We start from the raw sequence: 19282 nt of genomic DNA on the forward strand, positions 1-19282 counted from the left end.
TATTTTTATCTATCGCTTAAGATTACCACATTTCACCAACCTCTTGTTTAATAAAAGATAACGCTGTATTACTTGGTGCTTGTTTATCCATAAGGTCAGTTAAAATAACTTCGCGAAGCTTATTTGCTGTGTCTGTATTTTCGAGCATATTGGCCTTTCTAATTAACTGAATAGTTGTGTTTTTAGCAGCTAAAATAATATTCCAACATTCATCACTTACATAGATTTGTTGCGATAAATTGTGTTCAAATTCTTGTTGAATACTTGCTATAAGTAAAATTTCATAATCATCTTTATATGAGGATGTTGGGTGTATTCTTGTAAGTAGTTTTGTTGGTGATATACGCTCTAAGAAAAGCGCCATACGTTCATAGGCTTGTAGACGCAATGGTAAAGCATCTTTCTGCATATCTCTTTGTAGTAAATAACGTCTTCTGCCAGCTTCATTTTCTATATGTTGCTTAAAAAAATAGTAAGCGATTGCACCTACAAGTAATGCTGGTAATAAGCTAAAAAGTAACTCTATTATTTTGTCAATATCCATTATAATTCTTTATTTTTTTTGTTTTCCGCCAAGATACTCACAATCTTTTAAATCTTGAAAACTTTTAAATTCAACAAGTGATTTTTCATACCTAAAGGTCTGGCTAAAGTCTTTTGCTAGATTATGGTCATCGACATTCATTTCAATATCTTTCATATCAAACTGACAAGGATGTTCATAGCCAGCAGCATGAGTAATTTCAATCAATTCTTTTTTAAAGCTATTAAAGTATTGCGCTAAACGTTCAGATTTTAAGGGAACATTAATACCGTTTTGCAACCATTTACTTTGAGTAGCGATACCAGTAGGACAACGATTTGTATGGCAAACCTGGGCTTGAATACAGCCAATACTCATCATCGCTTCTCTAGCGACATTAATACAATCTGCTCCCATAGCAAAAGCCATGGCTGCTTTTGCAGGAAAACCAAGTTTACCACTACCGATAAATACAATACGATCTGTTAAGTCGTGCTTCTGAAATAATTTATAGATATCACTAAAACCATAAATCCAGGGCAACGACACATGATCTGCAAAACTTGGTGGTGCAGCACCTGTACCACCTTCACCACCATCAACGGTAATAAAATCTGGACCACGATTTTCAGTTTTCATAATGTCTGCTAATTCTTCCCACTGTTCTAATTTTCCGATTGCGGCTTTAATACCGACAGGTAAGCCAGTAGCTTCTGCTATGGATTCAATAAAATCGATGAGTTCTGGTACGTTAGAGAATGCTTTGTGGTTTGGTGGTGATAATACATCTTTACCTATTTCTACACCTCTTATATCTGCAATTTCCTTAGTGATTTTTGCGCCAGGTAATACACCACCTTTTCCAGGTTTAGCACCTTGGGAAAGTTTAACTTCAATAGCTCTAACAAAAGGATTATCATTTACGAGTTTCACCATTTTTTCCATAGAAAAACCACCATCTTCTGCACGAACGCCAAAATAACCTGTTCCGAAATGAAAAACAACATCACCACCATTACTGTGGTAAGGTGATAATCCGCCTTCACCAGTATTATGATAGGCATCAGCGATTTTCACACCTTTGTTTAATGATTCTATCGCTTTAGCTGATAACGAACCAAAACTCATAGCGGATACATTAATAATAGAACCTGGTCTAAATGGTTTTTTGCGTTTATTATAAGTACCCATTATTTTTGCACAAGGGATAAAGCTTTTATTTAAGGCAGTCGGATGGTTATCATCAACCTTATAAGGCATCATGGCATTATTAATAAAAATATGTTGATGTGCATAGATATCTCTATCTGTACCGAAACCTTCGTAGTTGTTTTCTTTTTTTGCAGATGCATAGATCCAGCCGCGCTCAATACGATTAAAAGGTAATTCTTCTCTATTATTTGCAACAAAATACTGACGCATTTCTGGGCCAATACTCTCAAGCCAATATCTCAGGTGCCCAACAATTGGGAAATTGTGGCTTATGGTATGGCCTCTTTGAAAAAAGATATCGCGTATTGCAACAATAGCAAGTGCAATGATAACCCAAAGCCACCACGAAATTGAGCTTAAAAATGAAAGCATAGCATCCATATCATTAATTATTTAAATAATCTAAAGTGAGTTGTGTGAATGCTTTTACACCAAGTAGCATACTGCTATCGTTAATTTTAAAATCTGGGGTGTGGTGTGGAAACGATTCTATGTTGCCTGGTGTCATTCCTCCTAAAAAGAAAAAAAAACCAGGTACCAATTCTTGATAATATGAAAAATCTTCACCTCCTGTAGTAGCTTTTCGTATTCGTACATTTTTAGTACCAGCAGCTTTATGTAAACTAGGTAACATTTGATCTACCAAGTCATGGTCGTTATATGTTATCGTTGTATTGTTTTGAAAAGTAATTGTTGCTTCTCCGCCATAAGCTTTAGCCAAAGTCGTAACCATTTCGGTCATTCTACGTTCTATTAATTCTTTCATATCTGGATCTAGAGTTCTCACAGTTCCAATCATTTCAGCTGATTCAGGTATAACATTAAAACGTGTGCCAGCTGTTATTTTACCTACAGTAATTACAGCAGCTTCATCAACTAATTTCGATTCTCTACTTATTATGGTCTGTAAACCATCAATAATTTTTGCTGATATTAAAATAGGATCTACACCTAACCATGGTCTACCACCATGAGTTTGCTTTCCTTTAACGTTAATAACAAAACGCTCAACAGATGCCATAATCCCTCCCTTTTTATAGTAGATAGTGCCAACATTATAATTAGACCTAATATGCAAACCAAAAATAGCATCTACTTTAGGGTTTTCTAAAACACCTTCTTTAATCATCAGTTTCGCACCACCTTCCTCACCTGGAGGCGGACCTTCTTCAGCAGGTTGAAAAATAAACTTCACAGTTCCTTTTATTTTGTCTTTATGTTTAGATAAAACTTCTGCAGTCGCCATTAAAATAGAAATATGAGTATCATGTCCACAAGCGTGCATAACACCAGTTTCCGTATTTAAGAATGTTGTTTTTACTTCAGATTTAAAAGGTAAATTATTGCGTTCTGTAACTGGTAATGCATCAATATCGGCTCTCAGTGCTAAAACTTTACCTGGCTGATTACCTTTTAAAATAGCTACAACTCCTGTTTTTGCTATTCCTGTTTCAACGTCTAAGCCAAGCGATTTTAAATGTTTTGCAATCTTTTCGGCTGTTTTAAATTCTCTGTTAGATAACTCCGGATTTTGATGAAAATGATGTCGCCATTCAATTAATTTACCTTCAATGTTTGCAATGTCTTGCTCTAAAGAGTTTTGAGCAAACACAGAGGTAGAGACGAGGAGTATTAGTACTAAAAAGAATCTCATAGTTTTTAAATTTGCACTAAGATATTGAAAATTGATAAAACAGAACTCTTAATACATTGTTTATAATTAATGTCGATTCTATAAGGAAAAAACTAAGACAATTCTTAATTTTACAGTTCGAAAAATTTAGCAATTGGAAAAGTATCTTAGTCAATTAAACGAAGCACAATTAGAACCAACTTTACAGAAGGATGGACCAATGATCATTATAGCAGGTGCAGGTTCTGGTAAAACGCGAGTACTTACGATTCGTATTGCATATCTGATGAGTAAAGGTGTAGATGCTTTTAATATTTTAGCATTAACATTTACCAACAAAGCAGCCAAAGAGATGAAGGGCAGAATTGCTGATATAGTTGGAGATGGTGAGGCTAAGAATTTATGGATGGGAACATTTCACTCTGTTTTTGCTAAGATTTTACGTTTTGAAGGTCATCATTTAGGTTTTCCTAGCAATTTTACTATTTACGATACTCAAGATTCCCAGAAATTAATGGGTTCCATTATTAAAGAAATGGGACTAGATAAAGATATCTATAAAACGAAACAGGTTTACAGCCGCATTTCATCTTACAAAAATAGTTTAGTTACGGTTAAGGCTTATTTTAAAAACCCAGATTTAATGGAAGCTGATGCTATGGCACGACGGCCAAAAATGGGTGAAATTTATAAGGAATATGTAGAGCGCTGTTTTAAAGCAGGCGCGATGGATTTTGATGATTTATTGTTAAGAACCAATGAGCTATTAACGCGTTTTCCTAATGTTCTTGCTCAGTACCAAAATAAGTTTCGTTACATACTCGTAGACGAGTATCAAGATACAAACCATTCGCAATACTTAATCGTGAGAGCTTTAGCAGATCGTTTTCAGAATATATGCGTTGTTGGTGATGATGCTCAGAGTATATACGCATTCCGTGGCGCAAACATTAATAACATTCTTAATTTTCAAAAAGATTATGATGATGTAAAAATGTATCGACTAGAACAGAATTACCGTTCTACTAAGAATATTGTAGGTGCAGCTAACTCAGTTATTGAACATAATAAAACCAAAATCGATAAAATTGTTTGGACTGCTAATGCTATTGGTGAGAAGGTAATAGTACATCGTTCGATGACAGATGCTGATGAAGGTAGATATGTCGCGAGTACTATTTGGGAAACAAAAATGAATAACCAACTGCATAATAGTGATTTTGCAGTGTTGTATCGTACAAATGCCCAATCTAGAGCGATTGAAGATGCATTGAGAAAACGAGATACTCCTTATCGTATTTATGGCGGCTTATCATTTTATCAACGGAAAGAAATAAAAGATGTTACAGCTTATTTGCGTTTAATACTCAATTCGGCTGACGAGGAAGCATTAAAACGAGTTATTAATTATCCAGCAAGAGGTATTGGCCAAACAACCATAGATAGATTAGTTGTTGCAGCAAATGTTACTGGAAAAACGATTTATGGTGTTTTAAAGGCTATTGATACAACAGAAATTAATATTAACAACGGTACTAAAAATAAACTAAGAGATTTTGTAACGCTTATAGAGAGTTACAAAGTGATGAACCAAACGGCAAATGCTTTTGATTTAGCCGAGCATGTTACCAAAACAAGTGGTTTAATTAGAGAAATGAACAAGGATGCAACTCCAGAAGGTGTAACGCGTATCGACAATGTTCAAGAATTATTAAATGGTGTTAAAGATTTTGTTGAAGGACAAATTGAATTAGCAGATGCAGGAGATTCTTTAGCCGAATTTTTAGAAGATGTAGCTTTAGCTACAGATTTAGATGCAGATAAAGGAGATCCAGATCATGTGGCTTTAATGAGCATTCACATGGCAAAAGGGTTAGAATTTGGGCATGTATTTGTTGTTGGGATGGAAGAAGATTTGTTTCCAAGTGCAATGAGTATGAACACTAGAAGTGAGCTAGAAGAAGAACGTCGACTATTTTATGTAGCTTTGACAAGAGCAGAACAACAAGCTTACTTAACATATACCGTTTCTAGATACCGTTGGGGAAAGTTAATAGATGCTGAGCCTAGCCGATTTATAGAAGAAATTGATGAAGAATTTATAAATATTACAACACCTTTAAAAGAACAACGTTTTAACCCAATGCTAGATGCTTCAATTTTTGGAGATATAGAACCAAATAAAATACGCTTCGCAAAGCCAAAATTAGCCAAAATGCAAAAGAAAGACAATAAAAAGAAACCAGAAAATTTCGTTATAAGTACTCCAAAGAAACTGACACTTGTTGATAAAGATAGTGAAGCAGCAAACGTATTTGAAAGTAAGCTTGCTGTTGGTAACTTAGTGAATCATCAACGTTTTGGTAGAGGTGAAGTCATTAAAATTGAAGGTAAAGGTGGAGATTTAAAAGCTGAAATTAAATTTAAAAATGGTGATACTAAGAAACTCTTACTAAGGTTTGCGAAACTAACGGTACTCGGAGCTTCTTCTTCTTCTTCTTCTTAATATCAAAAAAACTATTTACTATGAAAAAAGTAATATTATTTCTAGTTCTTTTACAACTAACAGTTTCTTTTGCGCAACGACCAAATGGAGGGCTTGGTGGTAATACAAGGCAAGCTTCAGCAGGTCAAGAAAGACCAGAGTTTGAATCTACGAAGGTTGCAGGATTTATAGAATACGATTCAAAGAAAGTTTTAAAGAAACTTAAGCTAAAGAAAGGTGACTCTATAGTTAAGCAGATAACGGTACATATAAATACTTATAATGCTAAGATTACTAGTATTAAATTAGAAAATAAAGAGTTGCTTGAAGGTTTAGATATTGTTGTTAATCAAAACATGGAAACAGCTATGAAGACTAGGAATAGAGAGCTAATGGGAACAACCATGAAAATGGTTCAAGAAAAACTGAAACCTATTAGAGATAAAATCAAAGCACAAGATGACGAATTAAATGTGTTTTTTGAGCAGAGTTTAACTGATGACCAAAATAAAAAGTGGTTAGACTATCAAAAATCGGAACGCGAAAAGTTAATGCCAAAAAGACGTCGAGGAAATGATGCTAGAAATAGACCTGACGATCTAAATGGTAATCAACGTAAAAGAGGTTAATTAACTAATTTTTTTTGATATCTAAGTTTTATCGCTTTTAGATAAATTAGGCTAAAGCGATAGTTTAAGGCTTTATACGAACTATTACATTTTTTCTTTTTACTATATTTAATATATGGCTGAATTCATTAAAATATATCCTGAAAATCCCAATCCAAGAGAAATTCAGAAGGTTGTTAAAGTCTTAAAGAAAGGTGGGTTAGTTATATACCCAACAGATACAGTTTATGGCTTAGGTTGTGATATTACGAATATTAAAGCTTTAGAGCGTATTGCTAGAATAAAAGGGGTAAAGCTTGAAAAGTCAAATTTCTCATTTGTTTGCGAGGACTTAAGTAATCTTAGTGATTATGTAAAGCAAATAAATACAACGACATTTAAAATACTAAAACGCGCTCTCCCTGGAGCATACACATTTATTTTACCAGGCTCTAATAATTTACCAAATCCTTTTAAGAAGCGTAAAACAGTAGGTATAAGAGTACCAGATAATTCAATAATTTTGGCTCTTATAGCTGCACTTGGAAATCCTATTGTTTCAACATCTATTAGAGATGATGATGATGATATTTTAGAATACACAACCGATCCAGAACTAATTCTTGAAAAATGGGATAGTCGTGTAGATATAGTCATTGATGGTGGTTATGGTGGTAACGAAGCATCTACCATAATAGATTTATCACAAGAGGAGCCAATTATTATAAGAGAAGGAAAAGGGAGTTTAGAAATCTTTTAAATCTAAACGGGTTTAATTCTAACAGGTTTCTTTAGACTATAAAATAATACCATTGCAACGGCTCCTGTTATAAAAAAACCAATAAACAGAGGGAGAACTGAAGTCTTTACAAAACTTCCAATGTAATTGGCAATTGGCACAGCCATCAGCGTAGAAATAAATCCATTTAATGCTGCTCCAATACCTGCTATATGTCCCATAGGTTCCATAGCTAAAGCTCTATAATTACCAAATAAAAAAGCGACGCTAGCAAACTGAAGCATAAAAAAGACAATCAGGATTTCAATTCTTGGGTTTTTACCAGACCAAAATAAAACCACATATATAAACGATACTGATACAAAAGCAATTAAGGCTAGATTCACTAGATTTCGCATTCCAAACCGCATTACTAAAGCACTATTTAAATAGGTAGATAAACCTATAGTAATCGCTAAACTCGCAAATATGTAAGGGAAGTATTCACCTAAATTATATTGTTCTTGAAAAATCTGTTGAGATGTACTCAAATACACCATAAACGAGCCTGTAATAAGACCAGAAAGTAAGGTATAAATAATCGCTGGTTTTAGTTTTAAAAACTCAATGGTTCCTGATTTAAATATCGAAAGATTAAATTTTTTCTTGTATTCGTCGTGCAGTGTTTCAGGTTGTCTCCGCCAAAACCATACAATTACAGCAAGCCCAAAAATAAGCGTGAAGTTAAATATAGATTTCCAACCAAAAGTGAGTAATAAAAATTGACCTAACATTGGTGCAATGACAGGCACTAAAATAAAGGTCATTACCACAACAGAAAGAATTTTAGCCATATGATCTCCACTGTAAGAATCCCTAACGATAGCAATACTCATAGTTCTAGGTGCGGATAAGCCAATACCTTGTAATACGCGACCAAAGAGCATCATTTCAAAATTACGTGTGGTAACACAAATAATAGACGCAATCACAAAAACACCAAATCCAATATAGATCACAGGCTTACGTCCAAAACTATCTGATAGTGGACCGAAAATAAGCTGACCTACGCCTAATCCTAAAAAAATTGTAGTAATTAATTTTTGGTTTTCAGTTGCACCTAAACTACCGATGTGATTTCCGATAATTGGTAATGCAGGTAACAAGGCATCAATAGATAATGATACAATAGACATTAATGCGGCCATTAAGACCACAAACTCAAGTTGCGACCTGTTTTTATTTTGCATGGCGCAAAAGTAAATCAATTATTGCCTATTTTTGAAAAGAAGGGAGACTAAAATCAGGTAAACATTTTTAATACATATAGCGTATGGTAATTGATACATTAATAAAGTTATTTAACAGAGATCTTAATAAGTTGAAAGCTGAAATTACGGCTTATGATAGTGAAACTAATCTTTGGAAAATTGATAAATCTATAACTAATTCGTCTGGTAATTTAGTGCTTCACTTAGTAGGTAATTTAAATCATTTCATTGGTTCAGTATTAGGAAAAACAGGTTACTTAAGGCAACGCGAATTAGAATTTTCTTTGAAGGATGTTCCGAGATTAGAATTACTAACTCAAATAGAAGAGACAAGAATTATGGTAGAGCAAACCTTAAAATTATTAAAACAACAGGATTTGCAAAATGATTATAAGATTGAGGTATTTAAAGAACCAATGACTACAGAATTTTTTCTGATACATTTATCCACGCATCTGGTTTATCATCTTGGACAAATTAATTACCATAGACGTTTACTGACTTAATAGTTGTCTTATCAATTTGAAAATAAATTATAAAGGCAATCGATTAATTCTGTTGGAGGCTTTAGACAGATGTATATTTGCAGAAAAGAAATAATAAAATGCGTCATTTACAAGACCAACCTAAAAAATCAAAGAGCGTCAAACCAAAAGTTACTTTAAAAACAGCTTTCAAAACTATTATTTGGCCAAGGCGTAATTTAGTGTTTTTTGGTTTACTACTTATTGTCATTAGAAGTTTGTCTGGTCTTATATTACCATGGCAAAGTAAAGTCTTATTAGATGAGGTTGTACCTACTAAAGATTACGACCAATTATATGTTTTAATAGCAATTGTAATTACTGCGATTACAGTTCAAGCCGTAACATCGTTCGCATTAACAAAAATTTTGAGCGTACAAGCACAATATCTTATTAGCGAACTTCGCGCGCAGGTTCAGAAAAAAGTATTGTCTTTACCGATTAGCTTTTTTGATAATACAAAATCTGGAGCCTTAGTATCGCGTATTATGAGCGATGTTGAAGGCGTTAGAAATCTAATAGGTACAGGTTTGGTGCAACTCGTAGGTGGCACCTTCACGGCAATTGTATCGATGATTATTTTAATAAAATTGAATGCTTGGATGACACTCTTTGTATTTGTACCGCTTTCTATTTTTGCATTTATTGCTCTAAAAGCCTTTAAATTTATTCGTCCAATATTTAGAACACGTGGGAAGATTAATGCTGAAGTTAAAGGACGATTAACAGAAACCTTAGCTGGCGTTCGCGTTATAAAAGCCTTTAATGCTGAAGAACAAGAAAATAAGGTATTTGAAAAAGGTGTAAATGACATTTTTCAGAATGTAAAAAAGAGCTTAACAGCGACAGCATTAATGACAAGTTCTTCAACTTTTTTAATTGGTGTAGCAACAACAGGCATTATGGGAATTGGTGGTTATTATATGATTGAGGGTAGTATGACTACTGGTGAATTTCTTTTCTTTACATTAGTACTTGGTTTTATGATTGCACCAATTGTTCAGATGAGTAATATTGGTAGTCAACTAACAGAAGCTTTAGCCGGTTTAGATCGTACTGAAGAATTAATGAATTTGACTGCTGAAGATGATGATGAAAATAGAACTATTGAACTCGAAGATTTAAAAGGGGAAATAGAATTTAACGATGTATCTTTTGAATATGAAGAAGATAAAGAAGTATTGCACAATATTGATTTTAAAGCGAAGTCAGGTTCTGTAATTGCATTAGTTGGAAGTTCTGGGTCTGGTAAATCTACCATTGCTGGTTTATCTGCAACGTTTTTAAACCCTAAGTCAGGAATTATTACTATAGATGGTGAAGATTTATCTAAAGTGAAATTGCAAAGCTTCAGAAAACATTTAGGTGTTGTTCTTCAAGATGAATTTTTATTTGAAGGTACTATTAGAGAAAATATTATGTTTCCAAGACCTAATGCAACCGAAGCACAATTACAAAACGCGGTAAAAGCAGCTTATGTTAACGAATTTACAGATCGTTTTGATGGTGGTTTAGAAACGTTAATAGGTGAGCGTGGTGTTAAGCTTTCTGGTGGTCAACGTCAACGTATCGCTATTGCAAGAGCTATTTTGGCAGACCCTAAGATTATTATTTTAGATGAAGCAACATCAAACTTAGATACAGAGAGCGAAGGTTTAATTCAGAAAAGCTTATCAGAATTAACTAATAACAGAACTACGATCGTTATTGCACATAGACTAAGCACTATAAAAAGAGCGGATCAAATTTTAGTTATCGAAGCTGGTCGAATAGTAGAACGAGGTACGCACGATGAGCTATTGGCAACTAAAGGACGCTATTATGATTTATATACCTTTCAGGCAAAGATATAGTGTTAAACATTATTTAATTTGGTTTAGATAGATTGTATTTATATAATTTAGAACTTCTAAAGATATATAAAGTATGAAATTTAGAAATTCAGTTATCATTTTAGTGTTGTCAATGATTTCAATATTAAATGGTGCTCAAGACCTAACATTCGAAGAATAGAAACCAAAGTCTACATTAGTTGTTTTAGGTAAAAGAATTAAACATGACAAGTTTCCAACCTATTTTAGAGTGTTAGAATCTGATGATGAGTATTTTCCTTATCACAAAAATATCATGCCTTTTGGACAATGTATGGCTTAGACTTATCTAATGAGGTTTAAAAAAAAGTGTATTATAAAAATGCCTTAGGGATTATACCAGGAATTGATAAAAGTAAATTCACTAAATAAGTATGAATCTAGAATTTGATAATTATAGAATAGCAATTTTAGGAATTGAAGAAGGTGAGGCATTCTTCAATCTAATCGACACAAATAGAGCTAGACTAGAAGACTTTTTTGCAGGAACAGTTTCTAAAACGCGCACACTTGCCGATACTTTAGAGTATTGTGTTGAAATTCAAAATACAATTAAATCCAAAACCTATTTTCCATATATGATTACAGATGTGAATACTGGTGAATTTGTTGGACTAGTGGATGTCAAGAATATTGACTGGAATGTTCCGAAAGCAGAACTAGGATCATTTATTGATAGTCGATATGAAAGTAAAGGCATAGTTTCAAAAGCTACAAAATTAGTTGTGGGTCATATTGTAGAAAAGCACAAATTCATCAAACTATTATGTAGGGCCAATAGCAGAAATAAAAGTAGTATTGCTGTTATTCTTAAAAACGGATTTGAGCTTGAAGGTACCATTAGAAAAGACTATAGAACTACAAAAGGGGAGATTGTAGATTTAAATTATTATGGTCGTGTGTTTTATTAAAGCGGAATATTACCATGTTTTCTTATCGGTCTATTTACTTCTTTATTCTCAAGCATACTAAACGCTTTTATCAATTTACGTCTCGTATTCTGGGGTAGAATTACTTCATCTATAAAACCACGTTCAGCAGCACTATATGGATTAGCAAAAAGTTTGGCATATTCAGCTTCTTTTTCTTTCCATTTTGCTTCTTTATCATCAGCAGAAGAGATTTCACGTTTAAATATAATTTCTGCAGCACCTTTAGCACCCATTACTGCTATTTCAGCATTTGGCCAAGCAAAGTTCATATCTGCACCAATGTGTTTAGAGTTCATAACATCATAAGCACCACCATATGCTTTTCTGGTAATAACGGTTATTCTTGGAACAGTCGCCTCAGAAAAAGCATATAAGAGTTTTGCTCCGTTAGTAATAATAGCATTCCATTCTTGATCAGTTCCTGGTAAGAAACCAGGCACATCTTCTAATACTAATAAAGGAATATTAAAACAATCACAAAAACGTACAAAGCGTGCTGCTTTTTTAGAACTATTTACGTCTAAAACACCAGCTAAAAACATAGGTTGATTTGCAACTATACCCACACTTTTTCCTCCTAAACGTGCAAATCCGACGATAATATTCTCAGCATAATTTTTATGAATTTCGTAAAAGGAATCTTCATCGATAATACCTCCAATTACTTGGTGCATATCGTAAGGCTTATTTGGGTTATCAGGAACTATAGTTGCTAAAGTATCTCTAATTTCTTCTTTTAAGTCAAATTCTAATTCTTCTGCTTTTTCTCTGTTGCTTTGAGGTAGATAACTTAAAAGTGTTTTTACATCTTCCAAGCATTCAACATCATTAGTAGAGGTTTTATGAGCAACTCCAGATTTTGATGAATGCACACTCGCTCCACCAAGTTCTTCACTTGTTACTTCTTCGTTAGTTACGGTTTTAACAACATTTGGACCGGTTACAAACATATAGCTTGTATCTTCTACCATTAACGTAAAATCTGTCATTGCAGGAGAGTAAACAGCTCCACCAGCACAAGGGCCCATTATAGCCGAAATCTGAGGAATTACTCCAGAGGCTTGTACATTTCTGTAAAATATATCTGCATATCCACCAAGTGAACGTACACCTTCTTGTATTCGGGCTCCGCCAGAATCATTTAAACCTACAATTGGTGCACCAACATTAACTGCCATATCCATGATTTTACAGATTTTCTCAGCATGTGTTTCTGATAACGAACCACCAAACACTGTAAAATCTTGAGCAAACACATAAATTAATCTTCCGTTTACTGTGCCATAACCTGTAACTACACCGTCACCATAAAACTGCTGATCTGCCATTCCGAAATCTTTAGTTCTATGTGTGACTAAAGCTCCAATTTCTTCAAAAGAACCTTCATCGAGTAAGTACATAACGCGCTCTCTTGCTGTTAGTTTTTTCTTTTGGTGTTGTTTATCTATTCTAGCTTGTCCTCCTCCTAATTTTGCTAAGGCTAGTTTATCGTTGAGTGTTTTTATTTTGGAATCCATAATTTAATTTTTTTGTCATGCTGCGCTATGACGCAGAATCTAATTTATTCGTGTGGATTCCGCACTTAATGCGGAATGATAGTACTAATTAGGTAATCTTAATAGTTTTTGTTCTTCTAAATAGCATTTCATCGCAATTTTCGCAGCAATTCCAGCTTCTTTTTTGTGTTGTTCTTCTAACAGGCTAGGTGAGTAGTACTTCTTTACAAAATGGGTGTCAAAGTTTCCGCTTCTAAAAGCTTCGTGTTCACAAACGAATCGTCCAAAAGGTAATGTTGTTTCTACACCTTTTACATGGTAATTATCTATAGCCTTAATCATTAATTCTATGGCTTCCTCACGAGTATCTCCATAAGTAATTAGTTTCGATAGCATAGGATCATAATAAATAGGAATATCCATACCTTCTTCAAAGCCATTATCTACCCTTATATTATCCCCTTCGGGTAATTGATAGACTTCTAAATTCCCTACGCTTGGTAAAAAGTCATTCATAGGATCTTCTGCATAGACTCTAAGTTCTAAAGCATGACCATTAATTTTTAAGTCTTCTTGTTTAATATTTAATTTCTCTCCACGTGCTACTTTAATTTGAAGTTCAACTAAATCTACTCCAGTAATCCACTCAGAGACAGGATGTTCTACCTGTAGTCTTGTATTCATTTCTAGGAAATAGAAATTCAGTTGTTCGTCTAAAAGGAATTCGACAGTACCAGCTCCAATGTAATCACAAGAACGTGCCACATTAATAGCGGCTTGTCCCATTTCTTCTCTTAATTCTGGTGTTAAAACAGCAGAAGGTGCTTCTTCTACTACTTTTTGATGACGACGTTGCACAGAACATTCGCGCTCAAAGAAATGAAGCACGGTACCATGCATATCTGCCATAACTTGTATTTCGATATGACGAGGTGAGCTGACATATTTTTCAATAAACACAGAACCATCACCAAAGGCTGACGTTGCTTCACTAATCGCTCTATTCATTTGCGATTCGAATTCTGCTTCGTTTTCTACAACGCGCATCCCTTTTCCACCACCTCCAGCAGAGGCTTTAATTAAAATAGGAAATCCAATTTCTTTTGCAATTTTTTTAGCTTCAGGAATATCTGTAATAGCTTCATCTGTTCCAGGAACCATTGGTATGTTATAAGCTTTGACGGTTTCTTTAGCAGCTAATTTGCTACCCATAACCTTAATGGCTTTAGATCGTGGGCCAATAAACATAATACTGTTGGCTTCACATAATTCTGCGAAATCAGCATTTTCACTAAGAAAACCATAACCAGGATGTATGCCTTCTACATTTAAAGATTTGGCAACTTCTATTATTTTATCTCCTCGTAAATACGATTGGTTAGATGGAGCTAGGCCAATACAAACCGCTTCATCTGCGTATCTTACATGAGGTGCGTTTCTATCTGCTTCAGAGAATACAGCCACTGTTTTTATTCCCATTTTTTTTGCTGTTCGCATGACACGAATAGCAATTTCACCTCTATTTGCAACTAATATTTTTTTCATTCTATTCAAATTCTATTAAAAGTGAATTTTTATCTACGGTTTCTCCCTGATTCACAGCGATTGTTTTTATATGACCATCTCTTGGTGAATTAAGAACATTTTCCATTTTCATGGCTTCGAGAATTAATAAAGGCTCATTTTCTTTTACTTCTTGACCTTCTTTTACATTAATTTCTAAAATTAAACCAGGCATAGGAGCTTTAATGTCATTGATTTGTTTGGATGCACCAATTTCAAAACCTAAGGCTTCAATTTGTTGATCTAAAAGGTTGTTAATAACAACATCGTAATCATTGTTATTTACCTTAACGGTGTATCTTTTTTTATTAAAATCAGACTCGATTATTGAAGCTTTAATTGAGATATTATCTTGAATAATATGATAATTATTTACAGATGTTTCAATAACATCTAAACTATCTACAATGTCTTCGGATAAGTCGAAATTGTGAGATGCATTAACTTTTGCTTTATACATAAAATGAATGTTTTTAAGTAATTACCAAAACATGGCTATTCTGAATGCAAAATATGAAATTTATAAGATTTAATTTATCAATTTCTTATGTTTATTGTTTTTTTTAACTATCCTATTTAGACGATACTGAACACAAGTACACAATACTGATATATGTATTTAAAAGGTTTTAAAATTTGAATTATCTTGATGCTTTTTAATGGCTTTTTGAGATAGAACAATACCAACGATTAAAGACATAAACGCTCCGAAGGCTATACCAGGAATAAAGCTAATAAATAAGAAGAAATCATAGGCGCCATGAAATAATACCGCTAATAATAAACCAGCCATATTAAGTTGAAATCTATTTTTAGCAAATTTTGCTTTACCCATGTAATAACCCATAAGTATTCCGAAAGTGGCATGCGCAGGCACCGCAGTAAACGCTCTTAAAATAGCAGTTTCGTAACCTCCTTGATACACATACATTATGTTTTCTGTACAAGCAAAGCCCATAGAAACCATTACAGCATAGATAATACCATCGTAAGGTTCGTTAAAAGCTTTTCTCGGTTGGTTAAAGTATTTAATAATAACATATTTACTAAATTCCTCTGCTAAAGCGACGACAAAGAAGGCTTGAATGAATTGCTGCCAAATACTATACTCATCGGTAAGCGGAATAAGTTTTCCTGTAAATAGATAAAGGACTGATACAATAATTATACTTAAAATTGCACCAAGAAAAAAGCTAGCTATTAGTAACCTTTTAGGTTCTTTTTCATATTTATCTTGAAAGTAAATGTAGATGATAATGATAAAAACTGGTGCGATGGCGTATAAAAGTAAGCTCATTATTAGAGTCGTTTTTTTATAGCTTCTAAAACAAATGTATAGTAAGACGAGTTTGTAGCTATAAAATGATTGTTAGTTTTACTATTTTTGAGAAGGTCTTTAAACAGATCAATCGAAACCAATTTTAAGGCTTCAACTTCATCTTCTTGAGGAATAAGTTGGTTTAATTGAGTGTTTAACTCAGCTATATAGATTTGATGAAATTCATTATCTTGAATAGTATCATCTTTATAAGAAGACTCGTATAATCTTATACCTATTTTCTGCAGGCTTTTAGGCTGTAATTGCAGTCCAATTTCTTCTTCCGTTTCTCTTAATGCAGCTTCAATAAATGTTTCACCAGTATCTATATGACCTGCTACAGAGACATCCCAAAGTAATGGGTAGATGAGCTTTTTGTGAGAGCGTTGTTGTAAAAGAATATCGCCACCAGTTGTGTAAAGCCATAAATGAATGGTGTTATGGTACCAACCGTTTTTATGAGCTTCGGATTTTAAAGCACTTTTACCTGTTGGCTCTCCTTTTGAGGTGACAATGTCTATATATTCATCCATAAAATAAATAAACCTGCTAGATTTTAAACTCAAACGAATTGAGTACAAAAAATCTAACAGGTTTAATAAAGATTATTTAAAGTAACTAAATGTTTCTCCGTCTTCTATTTTTAATAACGTTTCATAAATTAATTTAATAACGTTCTCAACATCATCTTTGTGAACCATTTCTACAGTAGTATGCATATAACGAAGCGGTAAAGAAATCAATGCAGAAGCAACACCACCATTACTGTAAGCAAAGGCATCTGTGTCAGTTCCTGTTGCTCTAGAAAGTGCAGCACGTTGAAAAGGGATTTTCTTCTCGTCTGCAGTATCTGTAATTAAGTCTCTTAATTTTTGTTGTACGGCTGGTGCGTAAGCTATAACTGGTCCTTTTCCGATTTCTGCTAAACCTTGTTTTTTAGGATCAATCATCGGAGTTGTCGTATCGTGTGTGACATCTGTAACAATCGCAACGTTTGGCTTAATGGTTTGCGTAATCATTTCTGCACCTCGCAGTCCGATTTCTTCTTGTACAGAATTTGTAATGTATAAACCAAATGGTAATTTCTTTTTATTTTCATGAAGTAAACGTGCCACTTCAGCAATCATAAAACCACCCATTCTATTATCTAATGCACGACAAACAAACTTATCTCCATTAAGAATATGGAATTCATCAGGATAAGTAATAACGCACCCTACATGGATTCCCATTTTGTCAACTTCAGCTTTATCTTTAGCACCAACATCTATACAGATATTATCTGGCTTCGGAGCTTCTTCCTTCACTTTACTTCTGGTATGTATTGCAGGCCACCCAAAAACACCTTTAACAATACCTTTTTTAGTGTGAATATTTACGATTTTACTTGGTGCAATTTGGTGATCACTTCCACCATTTCTAATCACATAGAGTAATCCATTATCAGATATATAATTAACGTACCAAGAAATTTCATCAGCATGTCCCTCTATAACGACTTTAAATTTTGCTTTAGGATTAATTACAGCAACCGCAGTACCATAAGTATCGGTAATAAACTCATCTGCATACGGTTTTAGATAATCCATCCAGATTTTTTGTCCTTCCCATTCGTAGCCTGTAGGTGATGCATTGTTTAAATATTTTTCTAAAAAGTCCATTGACTTTTTAGTTAGTAACTGCTTTTTAGCCATGTGTGTAAAATTTTCATTAAAAATAATAATATTAATATGAATTTAAGGGTAATGGTAGTATAAATTCTTAATTTTGAATGTTACTTAAATCGCAATATTGGAACGGTTTTGGTAGTAAAAACAATAATGAAATATACTTATTACTTAGCGTTATTATTTTCTGCATTTGTTTATGCACAAGAAGATCCTGTAAAACAGGACACAACTCAGTTACATTATTTATATATTGAAGGGGATTCAATACCTGTCACTACCATTGAATTAGAAGAAGTTCTTATGCTTCCAAATTTGAAATTTGACGATAGAGATGCTAGAATACGATATATAATCTTAAGGCGAAAAACACTTAAAGTGTATCCTTATGCTAGACTTGCTGCAGAACGATTAGAAGCTTTGCAGAAACGTTTAAACTCATTAGAACGTAAAAGGGATAAGAAGCGTTATGCTAAAGTGATTCAGAGATATATCGAAGATGAATTTTCTTCGGAATTAAAAAAATTAACTAAAACAGAAGGGCAAATTTTAGTAAAACTGATTCATAGACAAACAGGAAAAACAACATTTGAGTTAATTAAAGAATTACGAAATGGTTGGCGCGCCTTTTGGTTTAATAGCACAGCAAAATTATTTAATATATCGCTCAAAAAAGAATTCAGTCCAATAGATGAGAAAGAAGATTATTTGATTGAGGATATTTTACAGCGTGCATTTCAAAATTTACAAATAGATCGTCAGAAGCCAGCTTTTGATATCGACTTTTACGCTTGCGTTAATAAATGGTCAAAACCAAAATCGAAAATCACATCTAAAATCAAAGGTTAAATGCGTATTCAAACCAAATTCGAAGAACAACTAAATGCATGGACACACGGCATAGGTGCCGCTTTAGGAATAGCTGCGTTAGTGTTACTTATTACAAATATAGATAACTCTAAACCTTGGAGTTTGTTTAGTGTTATAGTTTATGGGATTTCTATTATTGTATTATTCTTAGCATCTACATTTTACCATGCCGTAAAAGGAGAGAAGCGGAAGCACTATTTTAGAATAGTTGATCACATTAGTATTTACTTCTTAATAGCAGGAACGTACACACCAGTTTTATTAATTGTATTAGCAGATAGTTTCGGCTGGCCTTTATTTTGGACGGTCTGGGGAATTGCTGCTTTTGGTGTAATTCTAAAACTCTTCTTTACTGGTAAGTTTGAAATCTTTTCGACCCTTTTATATTTAGTAATGGGTTGGTTAATTGTATTTGACTTTTCTAATCTTTCCGAAGCTATTGGGTCAGATGGTATTTTATGGCTATTTGCAGGTGGCTTATCCTATACGGTTGGTATTATTTTCTATGCAGTGCAAAAAATACCTTATAATCATGTAATTTGGCACCTATTTGTTTTAAGTGGTGCTGTTTGCCACTTTTTTATGATATTT

Annotated in this window: 18 protein-coding genes; 8 read left to right on the forward strand and 10 right to left on the reverse strand. The window is 33.5% G+C overall.

From position 1 onward, the window contains the following. Window positions 1-22: 22 nt before the first annotated feature. The 3 genes from B2U95_RS15630 to B2U95_RS15640 are packed head-to-tail and all read right to left on the reverse strand — an operon-like array spanning window position 23 to window position 3389. The gene (locus B2U95_RS15630) at window positions 23-544 is read right to left on the reverse strand and encodes a hypothetical protein (RefSeq protein ID WP_296317800.1); all 522 of its coding nucleotides are present in this window, start codon (window positions 542-544) and stop codon (window positions 23-25) included. 9 nt (window positions 545-553) lie between these two features. Then, the gene (locus B2U95_RS15635) at window positions 554-2116 is read right to left on the reverse strand and encodes an FMN-binding glutamate synthase family protein (RefSeq protein ID WP_296317802.1); all 1563 of its coding nucleotides are present in this window, start codon (window positions 2114-2116) and stop codon (window positions 554-556) included. A gap of 4 nt (window positions 2117-2120) precedes the next feature. Continuing rightward, a complete protein-coding gene (locus tag B2U95_RS15640; RefSeq protein WP_296317803.1) occupies window positions 2121-3389 on the reverse strand; it encodes an amidohydrolase in 1269 nt (422 codons plus the stop codon). 133 nt (window positions 3390-3522) lie between these two features. On the opposite strand from B2U95_RS15640, the gene B2U95_RS15645 reads away from it, so the two are divergent. The 3 genes from B2U95_RS15645 to B2U95_RS15655 all read left to right on the forward strand — a co-directional run bounded on the left by B2U95_RS15645 (window position 3523) and on the right by B2U95_RS15655 (window position 7221). Continuing rightward, on the forward strand, window positions 3523-5874 hold the full coding sequence (locus tag B2U95_RS15645; protein ID WP_296317805.1) for an ATP-dependent helicase: 2352 nt from the start codon (window positions 3523-3525) through the stop codon (window positions 5872-5874). 20 nt (window positions 5875-5894) lie between these two features. Beyond that, window positions 5895-6482 (forward strand): hypothetical protein, encoded by a 588-nt coding sequence (locus B2U95_RS15650; protein WP_296317807.1) that lies wholly within the window; start codon window positions 5895-5897, stop codon window positions 6480-6482. Between the two features lie 115 nt (window positions 6483-6597). After that, entirely contained in the window at window positions 6598-7221 is a 624-nt protein-coding gene (locus tag B2U95_RS15655) for an L-threonylcarbamoyladenylate synthase (protein WP_296317810.1), read from the forward strand. Between the two features lie 2 nt (window positions 7222-7223). Here B2U95_RS15655 and B2U95_RS15660 read toward each other — a convergent pair whose 3' ends face one another. Then, window positions 7224-8429, reverse strand: a complete 1206-nt coding sequence (locus B2U95_RS15660) for a multidrug effflux MFS transporter (protein ID WP_296317814.1) — start codon at window positions 8427-8429, stop codon at window positions 7224-7226. Between the two features lie 83 nt (window positions 8430-8512). On the opposite strand from B2U95_RS15660, the gene B2U95_RS15665 reads away from it, so the two are divergent. From B2U95_RS15665 to B2U95_RS15675, 3 genes are all read left to right on the forward strand, one after another. Further along, the gene (locus B2U95_RS15665; protein WP_296317816.1) at window positions 8513-8956 is read left to right on the forward strand and encodes a DinB family protein; all 444 of its coding nucleotides are present in this window, start codon (window positions 8513-8515) and stop codon (window positions 8954-8956) included. Window positions 8957-9054: 98 nt separating this feature from the next. Further along, window positions 9055-10827, forward strand: a complete 1773-nt coding sequence (locus B2U95_RS15670) for an ABC transporter ATP-binding protein (protein ID WP_296317818.1) — start codon at window positions 9055-9057, stop codon at window positions 10825-10827. A 392-nt stretch (window positions 10828-11219) separates the two neighbouring features. Beyond that, window positions 11220-11756, forward strand: a complete 537-nt coding sequence (locus tag B2U95_RS15675) for a GNAT family N-acetyltransferase (RefSeq protein WP_296317820.1) — start codon at window positions 11220-11222, stop codon at window positions 11754-11756. Here the strand turns inward: B2U95_RS15675 and B2U95_RS15680 are convergent. The 6 genes from B2U95_RS15680 to B2U95_RS15705 all read right to left on the reverse strand — a co-directional run bounded on the left by B2U95_RS15680 (window position 11753) and on the right by B2U95_RS15705 (window position 17848). Then, window positions 11753-13294 (reverse strand): acyl-CoA carboxylase subunit beta, encoded by a 1542-nt coding sequence (locus tag B2U95_RS15680; protein WP_296317822.1) that lies wholly within the window; start codon window positions 13292-13294, stop codon window positions 11753-11755. The two genes, B2U95_RS15675 and B2U95_RS15680, sit on opposite strands and share 4 nt — an antisense overlap. Before the next feature lie 84 nt (window positions 13295-13378). Further along, window positions 13379-14818, reverse strand: a complete 1440-nt coding sequence (gene accC, locus B2U95_RS15685) for an acetyl-CoA carboxylase biotin carboxylase subunit (protein ID WP_296317824.1) — start codon at window positions 14816-14818, stop codon at window positions 13379-13381. A 1-nt stretch (window position 14819) separates the two neighbouring features. Then, window positions 14820-15296, reverse strand: coding sequence for an acetyl-CoA carboxylase biotin carboxyl carrier protein subunit (locus B2U95_RS15690; protein ID WP_296317826.1), 477 nt, complete (start codon window positions 15294-15296; stop codon window positions 14820-14822). Window positions 15297-15455: 159 nt separating this feature from the next. Next, window positions 15456-16133: a PrsW family intramembrane metalloprotease gene (locus tag B2U95_RS15695; RefSeq protein ID WP_296317828.1), complete on the reverse strand. Its 678-nt coding sequence runs from the start codon at window positions 16131-16133 to the stop codon at window positions 15456-15458. A 2-nt stretch (window positions 16134-16135) separates the two neighbouring features. After that, entirely contained in the window at window positions 16136-16687 is a 552-nt protein-coding gene (locus B2U95_RS15700) for an NUDIX hydrolase (RefSeq protein WP_296317829.1), read from the reverse strand. A 72-nt stretch (window positions 16688-16759) separates the two neighbouring features. Further along, window positions 16760-17848 (reverse strand): M42 family metallopeptidase, encoded by a 1089-nt coding sequence (locus tag B2U95_RS15705; protein WP_296317831.1) that lies wholly within the window; start codon window positions 17846-17848, stop codon window positions 16760-16762. A gap of 126 nt (window positions 17849-17974) precedes the next feature. Here B2U95_RS15705 and B2U95_RS15710 point away from each other — a divergent pair, with 126 nt between their 5' ends. Beyond that, window positions 17975-18670 (forward strand): DUF4294 domain-containing protein, encoded by a 696-nt coding sequence (locus B2U95_RS15710; RefSeq protein ID WP_296317833.1) that lies wholly within the window; start codon window positions 17975-17977, stop codon window positions 18668-18670. After that, window positions 18671-19282 (forward strand): PAQR family membrane homeostasis protein TrhA (gene trhA, locus B2U95_RS15715; protein WP_296317835.1); only part of this gene is annotated, 612 nt, incomplete at its 3' end. It abuts the gene before it with no gap.

This window comes from Winogradskyella sp. UBA3174 (genome assembly GCF_002364335.1).
Lineage (GTDB): Bacteria > Bacteroidota > Bacteroidia > Flavobacteriales > Flavobacteriaceae > Winogradskyella.

Bases quoted from the DNA above. Each gene is read 5' to 3' on its own strand.
- B2U95_RS15635 (WP_296317802.1), bottom strand. From the start codon at position 2,116: ATGGATGCTATGCTTTCATTTTTAAGCTCAATTTCGTGGTGGCTTTGG.
- B2U95_RS15670 (WP_296317818.1), top strand. From the start codon at position 9,055: ATGCGTCATTTACAAGACCAACCTAAAAAATCAAAGAGCGTCAAACCA.
- B2U95_RS15655 (WP_296317810.1), top strand. From the start codon at position 6,598: ATGGCTGAATTCATTAAAATATATCCTGAAAATCCCAATCCAAGAGAA.
- B2U95_RS15630 (WP_296317800.1), bottom strand. From the start codon at position 544: ATGGATATTGACAAAATAATAGAGTTACTTTTTAGCTTATTACCAGCA.
- B2U95_RS15695 (WP_296317828.1), bottom strand. From the start codon at position 16,133: ATGAGCTTACTTTTATACGCCATCGCACCAGTTTTTATCATTATCATC.
- B2U95_RS15675 (WP_296317820.1), top strand. From the start codon at position 11,220: ATGAATCTAGAATTTGATAATTATAGAATAGCAATTTTAGGAATTGAA.
- B2U95_RS15660 (WP_296317814.1), bottom strand. From the start codon at position 8,429: ATGCAAAATAAAAACAGGTCGCAACTTGAGTTTGTGGTCTTAATGGCC.
- B2U95_RS15710 (WP_296317833.1), top strand. From the start codon at position 17,975: ATGAAATATACTTATTACTTAGCGTTATTATTTTCTGCATTTGTTTAT.
- B2U95_RS15700 (WP_296317829.1), bottom strand. From the start codon at position 16,687: ATGGATGAATATATAGACATTGTCACCTCAAAAGGAGAGCCAACAGGT.
- B2U95_RS15690 (WP_296317826.1), bottom strand. From the start codon at position 15,296: ATGTATAAAGCAAAAGTTAATGCATCTCACAATTTCGACTTATCCGAA.
- B2U95_RS15650 (WP_296317807.1), top strand. From the start codon at position 5,895: ATGAAAAAAGTAATATTATTTCTAGTTCTTTTACAACTAACAGTTTCT.
- B2U95_RS15705 (WP_296317831.1), bottom strand. From the start codon at position 17,848: ATGGCTAAAAAGCAGTTACTAACTAAAAAGTCAATGGACTTTTTAGAA.
- accC (WP_296317824.1), bottom strand. From the start codon at position 14,818: ATGAAAAAAATATTAGTTGCAAATAGAGGTGAAATTGCTATTCGTGTC.
- B2U95_RS15640 (WP_296317803.1), bottom strand. From the start codon at position 3,389: ATGAGATTCTTTTTAGTACTAATACTCCTCGTCTCTACCTCTGTGTTT.
- B2U95_RS15665 (WP_296317816.1), top strand. From the start codon at position 8,513: ATGGTAATTGATACATTAATAAAGTTATTTAACAGAGATCTTAATAAG.
- B2U95_RS15680 (WP_296317822.1), bottom strand. From the start codon at position 13,294: ATGGATTCCAAAATAAAAACACTCAACGATAAACTAGCCTTAGCAAAA.